Here is a 13,925-nt window from a genome sequence, read left to right on the forward strand (position 1 = left end):
TCAGGCGCGTGAGTGCTGGGACACCCAGCTCGCGTGCAGCCCTGCGTAGACGGTGCCGGCCTGCATGACCAGCTCGTGGTGCGGACCGCGCTGCACGATGCGCCCCTTGTCGACCACGATCACCTCGTCGGCGCCCTCGGCCGTCGAGAGCCGGTGGGCGATGGTCACCGACGTGCGTGACTGCATGAGCCGCTCGAGCGCGCGGCCGATCTGCATCTCCAGCGCGGGGTCGACCGCGCTCGTGGCCTCGTCGAGCACCAGGAGGTCGGGATCGGCCAGGTGCGCGCGCAGCAGCGCGACGAGCTGCCGCTCCCCCGCGGACAACGACTCGCCCCGCTGGCCGACCGGGGTGTGCAGGCCTCGCGGCAGGCCCGCGAGCCAGTCGTCGATGCCGAGCTCGACCGCCGACGCGCGGATCTCGTCCTCGGTGGCGTCGAGCTTGCCGTAGCGCACGTTGGCCGCGATGGTGTCGTCGAAGAGGAACCCCTCCTGCGGCACCAGCACGACGCTGCGCCGCAGCGAGCGGGCGTCGATGCGGCGCACGTCGATGCCGTCGAGCAGCACCGACCCCTCGGTCGGGTCCATCAGGCGCGTGAGCAGCTTGGCGAAGGTCGACTTGCCCGACCCGGTCTCGCCGACGATCGCCACCCGGGTGCCGGCATCGATGGTGAGGTCGATGTCGCGCAGCACGGGAGGTCCGGCGGGGTAGGCGAAGGTGACGCGGTCGAAGCGCACGTCGATCGGGCCGCGCGGCAGGGCGTCCCCCTCGGGGCCGGGGTCGATCAGGTCGGCAGGCGTCTCGAGGATGCCGAGGACCCGCCGCCAGCTCGCGATGGCGTTCTGCGCGTCGGTGAGGATCTGGGTGCCCATCTGGACCGGTCCGACGAAGAGCGTGACGAGGAACGCGAAGGCCAGGACCCGTCCCGGGGTCATGTCGGAGGTGAAGCCCAGCAGGATGCCGACGATGATGACGCCGGCGTTGGCGAGCCCGGCGGAGAGGCCGCCGAGCGAGAACGACGTGACCGTGTAGGTCTGGGCGTGGGTGTAGGCGTCCTGCCAGTGGGTGATCGCGGTGTCGATGCGGTCCTGCGTGCGCTCCTCGACGCCGTAGGTGCGGACGACGGCGGCGCCGACCACCGGCTCCGAGATGGCGCCGAGCAGCACGCCGACCTGCTGGCGCACGACGGTGTAGGCGGCCGAGAGCTTCTTCTGGAACCAGCGGATCGACAGGAAGAGCGGGGCGAAGCAGAGCCAGACGACCGCGGCGAGCTCCCAGCTGTAGACCAGCATCAGCACGGTCGCGACCAGCATCTGCCCGATGCTGACCACGAAGATCAGGCCGCCGAAGACCAGGAACTGGCTCACCTGGTCGACGTCGGAGGTCACGCGCGAGACCAGCGCCCCGCGACGCTCGGTGTTCTGCGTCAGCAGGGGCAGGTCGTGGACGTGGCGGAAGGCCTTGGTGCGCAGCGTGGCGAGGCCGTGCTCGGAGGTGGTGAAGAGCCGGCTCGTCATGGCGTAGGACGCGACGCTGGTGACCACGATGGCCAGGGCGGCCAGCACCCCCATCCACGCGACGTAGTCGAAGCGCGGGCCGCCGGGCCCGTTGAGTCCCTTGTCGAGGGTCTGCTGGACCGCGATCGGCACCACGATCTGCCCGCACGAGGCGATGACCGCCAGGGCCAGGGTCCAGCCGAGGCCGTCGCGGAGCTCCGGGGAGTACTTCATGCCGAGCCGGATGGTCGCCCAGGCGCCGATCGCCTCGCCGGAGTCCATCTTGGTGCCGGACATGGGTGCGGTGGTGCTCATCGTGCGGTCCCCTCTGCACTGACGTCGGCATCGAGGTCGGCGCCGACCTCGGCGTCCACCTCGTAGGCGTTGACGAGCTGGGCGTAGGCGGGGCTGGTGGCCAGCAGCTCGGCGTGGGTGCCGCGCCCCACGATCCGCCCCTCGTCGAGGTGCACCACCTCGTCGGCCAGCGAGATCGTGGCCTTGCGGTAGGCCACGACCACCAGCGACGCGGCGGACCCGTCGACGTCGTCGCGCAGCGAGGCCAGGATGCGGGCCTCGACCTCGGGGTCCACGGCGGACGTGGCGTCGTCGAGGATCAGCAGCCGGGGCTTCCGGACCAGCGCGCGGGCCAGGGAGAGCCGCTGGCGCTGGCCGCCGGAGAGCGACGTGCCGCGCTCGCCGAGCAGCGAGTCGAGGCCGTCGGGCAGCGCCGCGACGAAGCCGTCGGCCTGGGCCGTGCGCAGCGCCGCCCACACGTCCTCGTCGGAGACGTCGGCGCCCAGCGTGACGTTGTCACGCACGGTGTCGTCGAACATGAAGGCGGTCTGCGGCACCAGCGAGACGTTCAGCGAGAGCTGGCCCTTGCGCAGCTGGGTCACGTCGCGACCGTCGACCCGGATCGTGCCGGAGTCGGGGTCGACCAGGCGCGTCAGGAGGTTGGTCAGGGTGCTCTTGCCCGACGCGGTCGCGCCGACGACCGCGACGGTGCGGCCGGGGCGTACGTCGAAGTCGACGCCGCGCAGCAGGGGCGTGTCGGCGTCGTAGGAGTAGTGGAGGTCCTCGACCTCGAGCAGGGCGCCCGCGTCGGTGCGGGGCAGCTCGGCCTCTCCCCACCGCATCGACCCGTGGGCGTCGAGCACGGCCTTCGCGCGGCGGTAGCCGACGACCGAGCGCGGGAACTCGCCGAGCAGCCAGCCGATGGCGCGGATCGGGAAGGAGACGATGGTGAGGAGGTAGGCGACGGTGACGACGTCGCCCGCGTCGGTCGCACCGCTGGTGACGCGCGAGACGCCGACGGCGAGCACGACCAGGACGCCCAGTCCCGGGAGGCTGGCCAGGGCGGGGTCGAAGACGGCGCGGATGCGCCCCGCTCGGATGTTGACGTCGCGCAGCTCGCGCGCCTTCGCGCCGAAGCGCTCGGTCTCCTCGACCTCGCGGCCGAGGGTCTTGACCACCATCGCGCCGTCGAAGGACTCGTGGGCGATCTCGCTGACCTCGGCGCGCAGGCCCTGGGCGCGGGTCATCAGGGGCGAGGAGTAGTGCTGGTAGAGCAGGTTGGCGACGACGACGGCCGGGAAGACCAGCAGCCCCACCAGCGCCAGGACGGTGTCGGCGATGAACATCTGGACGACGGCGATGGCCATCATCACGACGGTGCCGAGCGCCATCGGCAGCGGCATGATCGGCGACCACGCGGCCTCGACGTCGGAGTAGGCGTTGGAGAGCAGCTGGCCGGTCGGGTGGCGCTGGTGCCACTCCATCGGCAGGGAGAGGTACTGGCGGGTGACTGCGCGCCGCGTGTGGGACTGCATCCGGTAGTACATGATGCCGCCGCCGAGGCGCCGGGCCACGATGCCGACGGCGCGCAGGATGGCGACGGCCATGAAGAGCGCGAAGACCCAGACCAGCATGTCGGTGCCGATCTCGCCGTTGTCGAAGGCCGGGATCAGGACGTGCTCGGTGGACCACCCCAGCACCCACGCGTCGGCGACGGTGAGCACCCCGAAGAGGACCGCCCCCAGGGTCGCGACCGTGAAGACCGTGGGCTCGCGCTTGATGCCGACCCACAGGACCCGGAAGCCGTCGAGTGTGGTGGTGCCCCTCAGCTCCGCGTCCTCGCTCACCGGTGTGGCCCGCCCCCTCGCATCTCAGTCCGTCTCGTCCGTCGACCCGCTCGTCGGTTGCCGAGCGCAACCAACCGGCCGGGTCAGGCTATTCCTCGGGACCGACAGCGGACGAATCGAATACCTCCCGGGGTGTGCTCACACCCGGATCCGGGACAGGAACGCGCGGGTGCGCTCCTCCTGCGGGTCGTCGATCACCCGGGCGGGCGGGCCCTGCTCGTGGATGCGGCCGTCGTGGAGGAAGCACACCTGGTCCGCGACGTCGCGCGCGAAGCCCATCTCGTGGGTGTTGAGCAGCATGGTGACGCCCTCGGCCTTGAGCTCGCCGAGCAGGTCGAGCACCTCTCCCACCAGCTCGGGGTCGAGCGCGCTGGTCACCTCGTCGAGCAGCATCAGCCGTGGGTTGGCCACGAGGGCGCGGGCAATGGCCACCCGCTGCTGCTGGCCCCCGGACAGGTCGTCGGGCCGGGCCCCGGCCTTCTCCGCCAGTCCGACGCGGTCGAGCATCGCCAGCCCCCGCGTACGCGCCTCGTCGGGCTCCACGCCGTGGACCAGTCGCAGTGCGAGCGTGACGTTGCCGATGACGTCGAGGTGCGGGAACAGGTTGTAGGCCTGGAAGACCATCCCCATCCGCGCGCGGACCTCGTCGCCGTCCACCCGCGGGTCGGTGATGTCACGCCCGTCGAAGGTGATGATGCCGTCGTCGACGACCTCGAGCAGGTTGACGCACCGCAGCAGCGTCGACTTGCCGGAGCCCGATGCGCCGATGAGCACGACGCACTGGCCGGGTTCGACGGCGAGGTCCACGTCACGCAGCACGACGTTGTCGCCGAAGGACTTGCGCACGCCCTCGAGGCGCAGCAGCTCGGTGCGTGGGGTGGGGCTCACAGGTGGCCTCCCGCCCCGTGGTAGCCCTTCTTGCGGGCGTAGCGGTCGGTGAGCCGCGCCATCGGGATGGTCAGGCAGCAGAACAGCACCCCGGCCACGACGTACGGCGTGTAGTTGAAGTCGAGGGCCGTCTCGATCTGGGCCTTGCGGATCGCGTCGCTCACCCCGAGCACCGCGATCAGGCCGGAGTCCTTCTGGAGCGAGACGAGGTCGTTCATCAGGGGCGGGATCACGCGGCGCCAGGCCTGCGGCAGCACGACGTGGCGCAGCGTCTGGCCGTAGGAGAGCCCCAGCGAGCGTCCGGCCAGTCGCTGGCTCGGGTGCACGGACTCGATGCCCGCGCGGAACACCTCCGCGACGTAGGCGGAGTAGGACAGCACCAGCGCGGCACCGCCCCAGAACAGCGGCGACGTCGGCAGTCCCTGGAGGCTCAGCGCCGGACCGCCGAAGCCGAGCAGGAAGATCACCAGCAGCAGCGGCAGGCCGCGGAAGACGTCGACGTAGGCCGTGCCGAGCATCCGCAGCGGGAAGGCGACGGGTCCGCGGAGCGTACGCACGATCGCCACGGTCAGGCTGAGCACCAGGATCAGCAGCCAGCAGACCACCATCACCCGGATGTTGAGCCAGAGCCCGTCGACGACCGCCGGGAACGACGAGACGGCCTTGTCCCAGTCGAAGTAGGTCTCGCGCACGCGCTCCCAGCCCGGCGAGCTGACCACCGCGCCGGTGAGGGTGCCCAGCAGGAGCAGGGTGCTGACGGCGGCGATCGCCGCGCTGCGCACCGTACGGCGGCGTCGCCACTCGTCACGCTCACGCTGGACGTCGGAGGGCTGCCAGTCCGCCTCTGGGGCGACCTGGTGGGTCATCAGGACAGCTCGGGCGCGCCCTGCTGGGCCAGCCACTCCTGGCCGATCTGGTCGAGCACGCCGTCCTCGCGGAGCGTGTCGACAGCGCCGGTGACGCAGTCGGTGAGCGGGCTGTCCTTGCCCAGGACGGCGCCGAACTGCTCGGTCTCGCCCTCCGGGAGCGGCAGCTGGCCGACGATCACGCCGTCGTCGAGCTGGACGGCGGTCATGAAGTAGGCCGTCGGGAGGTCGACGACGATGCCGTCGATCTGGCCGTTCTTGAGGGCCTGGACCGCCTGGTCGTTGGTGTCGAAGACGGCCGGCTCCCGCGAGGGCTGGATCTGGTCGGTGATCGCGGTGTAGCTGGTGGTGCCGACCTGGGCGCCGAGCTTGGCGTCGGCGAGGTCGGCGACGCTGGTCGCGCCGTCGATCGAGCTGCCGGAGTTGGTGATCACGGTCTGCACGACGTCGTAGTAGCCGGAGGAGAAGTCGACCGCCTTGCGCCGGGCCTCGGTGATGGAGACCTGGTTGATGTCGAAGTCGAAGTCCTTGGGGCCGGGCTGGACGACCTTGTTGAACGGCACCTTGACCCAGGTGACCTGCTCGGCGGTGTAGCCGAGCTGCTCGGCGATCGCGTAGGCGACGGCGGACTCGTAGCCCTTGCCGTTGGTCGGGTCGTTGTCGACGAACCACGGCTCGTAGGCCGGGTCGTCGGTCGCGATGGTGAGCGTGCCGTCGGCGACCGTCTCCATCGTGTCGGGCGTGCACTCGTCGGCGGCGGGCGTCTCCGAGGAGGTGTCGCCCTCGGTGTCGCTGGAGGTGTCGTCGGCGCTGTCGGCCTCGTCGGTCGGGGCGCAGGCGGTGAGCGCGAGCGTGGCGGCCGCGAGGGCGGCGACGGCGAGCTGGCGCAACGCGTAGCGCCGGGAGGTCTTCAGCATGGAGGAATCGTACGACTCCGCCCACCTCAGCGGACGGGGTGACCCGCCGCGGACAGACCGGCCTTGACGTCGCCGATGCTGAGGGTGCCGAAGTGGAAGACGGTGGCTGCCAGCACGGCGTCGGCCCCTGCTTCCACGGCGGGCGGGAAGTGCTCGACCGCTCCCGCTCCCCCGCTCGCGATGACCGGGATGCCCACCTCGCGGCGCACCGCCCGGATCAGCTCGAGGTCGAAGCCGTCGGTGGTGCCGTCGGCGTCCATCGCGTTGAGCAGGATCTCGCCGGCGCCGAGCTCGGCGGCGCGTACGGCCCACTCGATCGCGTCCAGCCCGGCGCTCTTGCGGCCGCCGTGCGTGGTGACCTCGAACCCGCTGTCGGTGCGCTGCTCGTCGGACCGCGTGCGCCGCGCGTCGACGCTCAGCACGAGCACCTGGTTGCCGAAGCGACCGGCGATCTCGGCGACGAGCTCGGGGCGGTGGATGGCCGCGGTGTTGACCGCCACCTTGTCGGCGCCGGCGCGCAGCAGCCGGTCGACGTCCTCGACGCTGCTCACCCCGCCGCCGACCGTGAGCGGGATGAAGACCTCCTCGGCGCACCGGCTCACCACCTCCATCGTGGTGGCGCGGCCCTCGTGCGAGGCGGAGATGTCGAGGAAGGTCAGCTCGTCGGCACCCTCGGCGTCGTAGAGCCGCGCGAGCTCGACCGGGTCACCGGCGTCGCGGAGCTCGGTGAAGTTGACGCCCTTGACCACCCGGCCGCCGTCGACGTCGAGGCAGGGGATGACGCGGATCGCGAGGCTCATCGCTCCGCCATCCGCTGGCGTCGGGCCGCGAGCGCGACGTCGACGATCTCCACACGCGGCTCGCCCTCGAGCTCGGCGAGCGGGACCCAGGCGGCGTGGTCGGTCGAGCCGTCGACCTCGGTCGTGCCGAGCTCGCCGCCGGTGATCGACGCCTCGAAGACGAACCGCTGCGAGCGGTACCAGCCGTCGAAGGTCCGACCCCGCGCGGTGAAGTGGTGCTCGGCGAGGAGCGCACCCGGCTCGACGTGGTAGCCGGTCTCCTCGTAGACCTCGCGCACCAGCCCGTCGCGGACCGACTCCTCGAACTCGATCCCACCCCCGGGCAGCGTCCAGGCGGGTTCGGCGATCCCCTCGCCGTTCCACCAGGCGAGCAGTGCGCGCTCCTGCTCGTCGACCAGGAGGACGTAGGCCCCCAGCCGGGTGTGGTACTCGGTGAACTCCATGCTCAGCTGCTCCTCGGCAGGGTCATCGCGAGGGCGTCCTCGAGGGTGAAGCGGCCCTCGTAGAGCGCGGTGCCGGCGATCGCACCCTCGACCCCCTCGTCGACGAGGGTCATCAGCGCGCGGATGTCGTCGAGGGTGGTCACGCCACCGCTGGCGACCACCGGCTTGTCGGTCGCCGCGCAGACGTCGCGGAGGAGCTGGAGGTTGGGGCCCTGGAGCATGCCGTCCTTGTTGACGTCGGTGACGACGTAGCGCGCGCAGCCCTCGGAGTCGAGGCGGGCGAGGGTCTCGTACAGGTCGCCTCCCTCGCGGGTCCAGCCGCGGGCAGCGAGGGTGGTGCCGCGCACGTCGAGGCCGACCGCCACCCGGTCGCCGTACGTCGCTATCGCCCTCGCGCACCACTCGGGCTGCTCGAGCGCGGCGGTGCCGATGTTGACCCGTCGGCAGCCGGTGGCCATGGCGGCCTCGAGGGACTCGTCGTCGCGGATGCCGCCGCTCATCTCGACCTGGATGTCGAGGGTGCCGACGATCCTCGCCTGGAGCTCGCGGTTGTGGCCGTGCCCGAAGGCGGCGTCGAGGTCGACGAGGTGGATCCACTCGGCACCGGCGTCCTGCCAGCGCAGCGCGGCCTCGACGGGGTCGCCGAACCGCTTCTCGGACCCGTCCACGCCCTGCACCAGCTGGACGGCCTGGCCGCCCTTGATGTCGACGGCGGGCAGGAGCTCGAGATAGGGCTGCTCGGGAGTGCTGGGCATGGGTCGATCCTAGGAGTGGCGGCCCCGGCGCCCTCCAGGGCGTCGCACCGGCGAGACGGGGGCCACCACTGCGGGCGGACCTGCCAGCGGCGGCTGCCGTGGTCGGTCGGTGGACCCGTGCGCGCGACGACGGAGCGCATCGGCGAGGACACGATCCTGGAGGCACTGCTCGAGAGCCTCGACTGCCGGACACGAGCGAGCGGTCCGACGTCCTGCGACTGCCCGACGGAGGTGGCGGCGGCGAGGTTCACCGCGCGACGCCGCCATCCGGGCATCACGACAGGAGCCGGTCACCACACGAGATCCTCAAGTCGCTCCACCGCCTGCCGTCGGCGGCTCGCGTGCCGCTGGGGTTGCCCACCGTCGTACGCGTCGACACCACCCTCCTGACCGGGCCGACGCAGTCGGGACGTGCCTCTGACCCCGCCGGGTGTCGTCGGCGGGGTGTGGGGCGTGGTCATCGTCGGCGGGGTCGTGGGACGCCGGGTGGGGCTGCCACATCCGGTGGTTCTGGTGGGTCGAGGTCGGTGGTGCCGGTGTGGTCGCGGCGATAGCGGTGGCCGTGGGGGGAGGTCCACTCGTACGCCCCGGGCGCGGTCATGGCGTAGCGCCAGGCGGAGTGGGTCTTGAGCCTGTGGTGGAACCGGCACAGGCAGGCGAGGTTGCTCGTGGTGGTGGGACCGGGTTGCGGTCTGCCCTCGGCCTCGGCATCGTCGTCCCACGGGATTATGTGGTCGACGTCGCAGCGGCGTGCGGGGCGCGAGCAGAACGGGAAGACACACATGCGATCCCGCAGCTGGACCTGTTCGCGGATGTCGGCGGGGACCTTGTAGCCCTGCGCGGTGAGCTCGCTGTTGAGGTCGATGACGGGCTTGATGGTGACCTCGGTGCGGGAGTCGGCGCACCACGACCGGATCTGGTCGAGCAGGACCAAACGCCGGCCGTTCTCCATCCGCCCGGTGGGACCGAACACCGTGGTGTCGCCGGAGAAGGACGCGTCGAGGTGGGCGTGGATGACGACCTGACGCGCAGCGGGCAGGTTCGGCTCACTCTCATCGGTGGTTGAGGTGCGAGCGGAGCGAGCCTCGAAACCACTCCACTGGACACCACCGTCCGCGAACGCGAGCTCGAGCGCAGTCTGGGTCCGGGCGAGGTCCCCGAGGGCCTTGGCGCGTCGGGCGTCGAGCGGCAGCAGGGACCCGAGGGCGGCCTGGGTGGCGGCGTGGTGGGTGACGGCGCGGTCGAGGTCGAGGGCGTCGGCGATGTCGACCTCGGCCTCGATCCGCATGGTGCCGGCGTAGTGCACGTCGTCGGTGTCGACGGTGACGTGGCGCGGGTCGACGTGCAGGTAGCCGTCCTCCGGGTCCTGCGTGGGGTCGGTGGTCGCGAGGTCGTAGCGCTTGATCGTCTCCGCGACGAGCCGGTCGAGCTGCGCGGTGCCGATGCGTCCGGCGACGGCGGCGACCTGGGCGTCGACGAACCCGGCCGCCTCGGGCGTGAGGGGCGGGGTGGAGTGGATGGTGGTGTCCGCGACCGCGCGTGCCCGCCACGCCGGCACCTGCCCGGCTTGCACCTGTGCCCACAGGCGGGTAAGGCGGTGACGGAGCTCGAGGGCGTGGCCGATGAGCTTCTTCGCCGCCGTCGACGTGATCCCGAGGACGGTGCCGAGCTCGGCGCAACAGAACTCCGCCACCAGCGGGGCACCCTCACCCGCGATGGGCTCCTCGTGCTGCGACCCCGGGACGGTGAACGACGCGGCGGCGTGGATCGACTCGGGCGGGTGCAGGTCGGCCCACCGGGCCGCGACATCGAGGAGGTCTGCTGCGGCCCGGTCCTCGGCGGACTTCCGGCTTCGAGCGAGCGCGAGCAGCTCGGCAGCAGAGAGGTCCTCGACCTCACCTGCTCCGGGCGCCAGCAGCTCTTCGCTCATGCGTTCGATCCTAGAGATGGGGTACGACAACGGATCGCACCGCGCACTCGATGCCCGCCCTGTGGAGGGAGCACGGAGGCCGGGCTGAGCGCGTACCTTGCCCTCGTCACCGGGCCTCGGGGGCAATCGGTCCATGGCGGGCCTCGCAGCACGCGGCGGCGGACGGGGGGTGCCGTCGACCTGCGCCGCGGTGGGCCCTGCGGTCGCACCAAGTTACGCCAAAGCGCTCGTCGCCGTCGACGTGAACGGTCTGCCAGACGGCCACGCTGGTCGTGCCCGCCTCAACCCATGAGAACCGGGCGAGCGACTGATGCTGGCGCATCTGGACCGGCGGGGCGTGACCGAGCGGCTCGAGTTGGTCCCGGTGGACCGTGGAGTTACGGCCGGCGCGTTACGCACCCTCGGTCGCGACCACGACGTCGAGGTCGCTCGACCGCCTCGGCCGCTTGGCGACGTCGTTCGAGAACACCACCACCTCGGCGACTCGCTAGCTCCAGGTCGCCTGCATCGCCACCACGCTTCGCCACCTGACGCGAGGGCGGCCACGGCGAGGCGCGTGGGCACTCGCCGCCCCACCGGCCGCCGACGCAAAGCGCGGAATGCGGCAGAAGCCATTAGATCCGGATGTTCGACAGCAGGTGACACTCGGTGCATCAGTTGGAGCAATAGGCTGAACGACCTTCGCCTCGACCGACTCGGAGCAGCCGTAATGCCCCACCCCTCGCAGACCCGACGCAAGCCACGCCGTCGGTGTGTTCACTTGAGCCACGGTTCGACGCTGCTCGTCCTAGTCACCGCTCTTGCGGGCTGCTCGGGAGCCTCTCCGAGGGAGGCCGTCACGAGGAGCTCGGTCCCCGACGCAGTGGGTGATGTGGTGGTGGGCGGGCTGGGCAAAGACCGAGAGACCGTTACTGCCGCTCCTGGAAATACGATCACCGACATCATCACTACGACCGTTGACCACGGCGCTGACGTGGTAGCCATCGAGGTCGCCTTCAATGACCTACGCCCCCGCCAATACCTGGACCTGAGTGCCTATGTGACGACGGACAGCACCGGGTCCCGCCTCCCGACTCAGGCGACCGCGTTGACTTATCTCGGCGACAGCAGCATCGACATCTACTACGAAGGTGACCCGCCGTCGCGCTGCACTGATGCAACTGTCGCCATCGACTACGACATCAACACGTTGACCATGTCCATACCTCGCAGATGCCTGGGTGAGCCCCGCTGGATCGAGGCTGAAGTGCGCGCGGCCACCATGCGCTATGAGGCAACGGGCTCGCGCAGAGATGCGGTGTGGGAGGACGACGCCTATCGGACCGGTCAGGACCAACCAGCGGGGGGTCAGACCAGCGGCAGGCTCCACCATCCGTAACCCGCCAAGCAGCGCCCACGTCACGAGTCGCGCAGATGAGTGCGTTACCCCTGCAAGGATGTTCGGATGGATCCCCCGTGCTGCGCGACATCGCCGCGGAGCGCAGCGCCCGTTGGGCGGACGCTGGCCTCGGGTGGGAAGTTGTCGACGGTCGCCGGACGGACAAGCCAGCGTCCTGGCTGATCCTCGGCGCGAACGCGGTCCTGGGGCAGGTGACCGTGTGGGTTTCGGGGAGGGCGAGATGGACTGGGGCACCCCAGACGACAGCGGCGAACGCCATGACGACATCGACTCTCGTGACGATCTGAACCACGGCGTGGACGACCTCGAGGCTGCACTCAGTGCCCATCTCTGGACGCTCGCGTCTCGGGTGCTCGTTCCCACCGGTGGGTGTGTGAGCGCGACCGGGAAGTAGGACAACCCCAGGTGGTCGTCGGTGCGCGGCATCGGCGCGTCCGGGACAGGCGGTCGAGGACGTCGACGAGCGCACCCGTGGCGCTGTGATGCTCGCAGGCCGCGACGCGGTAGGCCGGGAGCTGCTCCTCGAGATCCCCGCGAGGCTAGGGTCGCCCGCCCCTCCGCACCGGCAGCTCGTGGGCGGTGCCGTCCATCGGGACCGTCGGCGCGATGCCCATCGCCCGCAGGATCGTCGGCATGATGTCGACCGACCGCACCTCGGCACGCAGGTCGTGGTGAGAGGTGCCGGCGCCGGCGAACACGATCGGGACCTGCTGCGACGCGCGCTGGATGCCTCCGTGGTCGCCGAGGACGGAGTACGTCGTGTCGTCAGGCAGGGTGGCGATCAGGTCGGGCCCGTAGTCGGCGGCCTGGGTGTCGACGAGCTCCTGGGCCTTCGTGGCGAACCACCGCTTCTCCGCGCCGTGCATCCGGTCCCACCGGACCGGGGTCACCCGCTGGTAGCGGTCGCCCCGCCGCTGCCACACCGCGGTCACGTCGGGCAGGTCCGCCATGATGGCCGCCGCGTCGGCGACCGCTGCGGACGACTGGTCGTCGAGCCACACGTTGAGCGAGGAGTCGCTGTAGGAGAGGCCCACGTTGCTGTCGCCGGTCCCGTCGTCGGTGCCCTCGATGAGCGGGAGCAGGGCCTCCTGCGGGCGCAGGTAGGGCACGTCGTTGGCCGGCGAGCCGTAGTACCAGTTGTAGTAGCCGTAGTCGTTCTCGGGCTCGAAGTCGCCGTGGAAGTGGCCCTCGGCGGCCGCGACGGAGCCGTGGTCGGCGGTGAGGACGACGAGCGTGTCGTCGAGCTGGCCGCTCTCCTCGAGCGCCTGCACGATCCGGCCGACCTGCGCGTCGGCGGTCGCGGCGGCGTACTCCATGTGCGTCATCGGGTCGTACCCCGGCGTCGCGCCCTCCGGGTCGTTGACGCCACCCCACATGTGGGCGGCCTTGTCGACACCCGGGAGGCTCACGAAGATGCCGCTCCAGTCGTCGCCCTCCTGGTCCATGATCTCCAGCACCGCGTCGGTGGCCCACACGTCACCGCCCGCCTGGGCCGGGTCGTTGCCCACGACGTAGCGGTGGTCGGTCGCGGGGTAGAGCTGCGCCGGGAACTGTCCGGTGTCGTAGATGGTGTCGCGGCGGGCCAGCCACCGGGAGCCGCAGGCGGCGGAGAAGTACGCCGGCACGTTGAAGCCGGTCGGCTGGCGGTAGCGCGTCGTGGTCCCGTCGGGGTTGGGGCAGGTCGGCCCGCTCCCGAAGGTGATCGTCGAGGTGTTCGCCGAGCCGGGACCGCTGAGCCCCCAGGCGGCGTACCCCTTGGGGCTGACGGTGAACACGGTGCCGGTGTCGTCGAGGTAGTCGGAGAGGTGGGGGTAGCCGGCCGCCTGCTGCAGCGGAGCCATCTGGGCGCGCCCGAAGTTGCTCGTGATGTAGAGGCCCCCGGGGGCTCCGAGGAGCCCGTCGACGTCGCGGTAGCCCTCGGTGGTCCAGCCCATGTTCTTGGGCAGGGCGCCCGTCGTGACGACGTTGTGGGTGACGACGGTGACCGATCCGGTGTGGCCGAGGTAGCCGTTCGGCGTGTCGACGCCGTCCTTCATCAGCGCCTCTACGTTGCGCATGTCGTAGGTGTCGACGATCTCCTTGCTGAGCGCGTCCACGACGATGATCACGACCTTCGTCGGCCGCTCGGCGACCCCTGGGCCGCGCCGGTCGCGGTCACCGGCCTGGGCGCCGGACTGGGTCCCGGCGACGGTGAGCGCGACCGCGGCGGCGGTGACGACGGCGAGCAGCTGGGCACGGGTCCGGGGCATCACGACTCCCTCCACGCGCGGCGGCGCTGCCGCGGACGTGAGC

General features: G+C 71.1%; 11 protein-coding genes. 1 reads left to right on the forward strand and 10 read right to left on the reverse strand.

Annotation, left to right across the window (positions count from 1 at the left end; translation table 11 throughout):
• The 9 genes from EXE59_RS20580 to EXE59_RS20620 all read right to left on the reverse strand — a co-directional run bounded on the left by EXE59_RS20580 (position 1) and on the right by EXE59_RS20620 (position 10,234).
• Positions 1 to 1,809 (reverse strand): ABC transporter ATP-binding protein, encoded by a 1,809-nt coding sequence (locus EXE59_RS20580; RefSeq protein WP_246056944.1) that lies wholly within the window; start codon positions 1,807 to 1,809, stop codon positions 1 to 3.
• On the reverse strand, positions 1,806 to 3,635 hold the full coding sequence (locus EXE59_RS20585; protein WP_246056946.1) for an ABC transporter ATP-binding protein: 1,830 nt from the start codon (positions 3,633 to 3,635) through the stop codon (positions 1,806 to 1,808). Before EXE59_RS20585 ends, EXE59_RS20580 begins: the two co-directional genes overlap by 4 nt.
• Positions 3,636 to 3,773: 138 nt before the next feature.
• Positions 3,774 to 4,523 carry an amino acid ABC transporter ATP-binding protein gene (locus tag EXE59_RS20590; RefSeq protein WP_135840567.1) on the reverse strand — a complete coding sequence of 250 codons (750 nt, stop codon included), beginning with the start codon at positions 4,521 to 4,523 and terminating at the stop codon, positions 3,774 to 3,776.
• Positions 4,520 to 5,389, reverse strand: coding sequence for an amino acid ABC transporter permease (locus EXE59_RS20595; protein ID WP_135840568.1), 870 nt, complete (start codon positions 5,387 to 5,389; stop codon positions 4,520 to 4,522). The genes EXE59_RS20590 and EXE59_RS20595 overlap by 4 nt, the downstream gene beginning before the upstream one ends.
• The gene (locus tag EXE59_RS20600; protein ID WP_135840569.1) at positions 5,389 to 6,306 is read right to left on the reverse strand and encodes an ABC transporter substrate-binding protein; all 918 of its coding nucleotides are present in this window, start codon (positions 6,304 to 6,306) and stop codon (positions 5,389 to 5,391) included. Before EXE59_RS20600 ends, EXE59_RS20595 begins: the two co-directional genes overlap by 1 nt.
• A 26-nt stretch (positions 6,307 to 6,332) precedes the next feature.
• Positions 6,333 to 7,106 (reverse strand): imidazole glycerol phosphate synthase subunit HisF, encoded by a 774-nt coding sequence (gene hisF / locus EXE59_RS20605; RefSeq protein ID WP_135840570.1) that lies wholly within the window; start codon positions 7,104 to 7,106, stop codon positions 6,333 to 6,335.
• Positions 7,103 to 7,549 carry an NUDIX hydrolase gene (locus EXE59_RS20610; RefSeq protein ID WP_135840571.1) on the reverse strand — a complete coding sequence of 149 codons (447 nt, stop codon included), beginning with the start codon at positions 7,547 to 7,549 and terminating at the stop codon, positions 7,103 to 7,105. The genes hisF and EXE59_RS20610 overlap by 4 nt, the downstream gene beginning before the upstream one ends.
• 2 nt (positions 7,550 to 7,551) lie before the next feature.
• On the reverse strand, positions 7,552 to 8,304 hold the full coding sequence (gene priA, locus EXE59_RS20615; RefSeq protein ID WP_135840572.1) for a bifunctional 1-(5-phosphoribosyl)-5-((5-phosphoribosylamino)methylideneamino)imidazole-4-carboxamide isomerase/phosphoribosylanthranilate isomerase PriA: 753 nt from the start codon (positions 8,302 to 8,304) through the stop codon (positions 7,552 to 7,554).
• A gap of 457 nt (positions 8,305 to 8,761) precedes the next feature.
• The gene (locus EXE59_RS20620; RefSeq protein WP_168218619.1) at positions 8,762 to 10,234 is read right to left on the reverse strand and encodes an HNH endonuclease signature motif containing protein; all 1,473 of its coding nucleotides are present in this window, start codon (positions 10,232 to 10,234) and stop codon (positions 8,762 to 8,764) included.
• Positions 10,235 to 11,096: 862 nt separating this feature from the next.
• Here EXE59_RS20620 and EXE59_RS20625 point away from each other — a divergent pair.
• Positions 11,097 to 11,612, forward strand: a complete 516-nt coding sequence (locus tag EXE59_RS20625) for a hypothetical protein (RefSeq protein WP_135840574.1) — start codon at positions 11,097 to 11,099, stop codon at positions 11,610 to 11,612.
• A 560-nt stretch (positions 11,613 to 12,172) separates the two neighbouring features.
• Here EXE59_RS20625 and EXE59_RS20630 read toward each other — a convergent pair.
• Positions 12,173 to 13,882 carry an alkaline phosphatase family protein gene (locus EXE59_RS20630; protein WP_135840575.1) on the reverse strand — a complete coding sequence of 570 codons (1,710 nt, stop codon included), beginning with the start codon at positions 13,880 to 13,882 and terminating at the stop codon, positions 12,173 to 12,175.
• Positions 13,883 to 13,925: the final 43 nt, after the last annotated feature.

It is taken from the genome of Nocardioides eburneiflavus, from assembly GCF_004785795.1.
GTDB classification, from domain to species: domain Bacteria; phylum Actinomycetota; class Actinomycetes; order Propionibacteriales; family Nocardioidaceae; genus Nocardioides; species Nocardioides eburneiflavus.

Bases quoted from the DNA above. Each gene is read 5' to 3' on its own strand.
- EXE59_RS20620 (WP_168218619.1), bottom strand. From the start codon at position 10,234: ATGAGCGAAGAGCTGCTGGCGCCCGGAGCAGGTGAGGTCGAGGACCTC.
- EXE59_RS20630 (WP_135840575.1), bottom strand. From the start codon at position 13,882: ATGCCCCGGACCCGTGCCCAGCTGCTCGCCGTCGTCACCGCCGCCGCG.
- EXE59_RS20600 (WP_135840569.1), bottom strand. From the start codon at position 6,306: ATGCTGAAGACCTCCCGGCGCTACGCGTTGCGCCAGCTCGCCGTCGCC.
- EXE59_RS20580 (WP_246056944.1), bottom strand. From the start codon at position 1,809: ATGAGCACCACCGCACCCATGTCCGGCACCAAGATGGACTCCGGCGAG.
- EXE59_RS20595 (WP_135840568.1), bottom strand. From the start codon at position 5,389: ATGACCCACCAGGTCGCCCCAGAGGCGGACTGGCAGCCCTCCGACGTC.
- EXE59_RS20610 (WP_135840571.1), bottom strand. From the start codon at position 7,549: ATGGAGTTCACCGAGTACCACACCCGGCTGGGGGCCTACGTCCTCCTG.
- priA (WP_135840572.1), bottom strand. From the start codon at position 8,304: ATGCCCAGCACTCCCGAGCAGCCCTATCTCGAGCTCCTGCCCGCCGTC.
- hisF (WP_135840570.1), bottom strand. From the start codon at position 7,106: ATGAGCCTCGCGATCCGCGTCATCCCCTGCCTCGACGTCGACGGCGGC.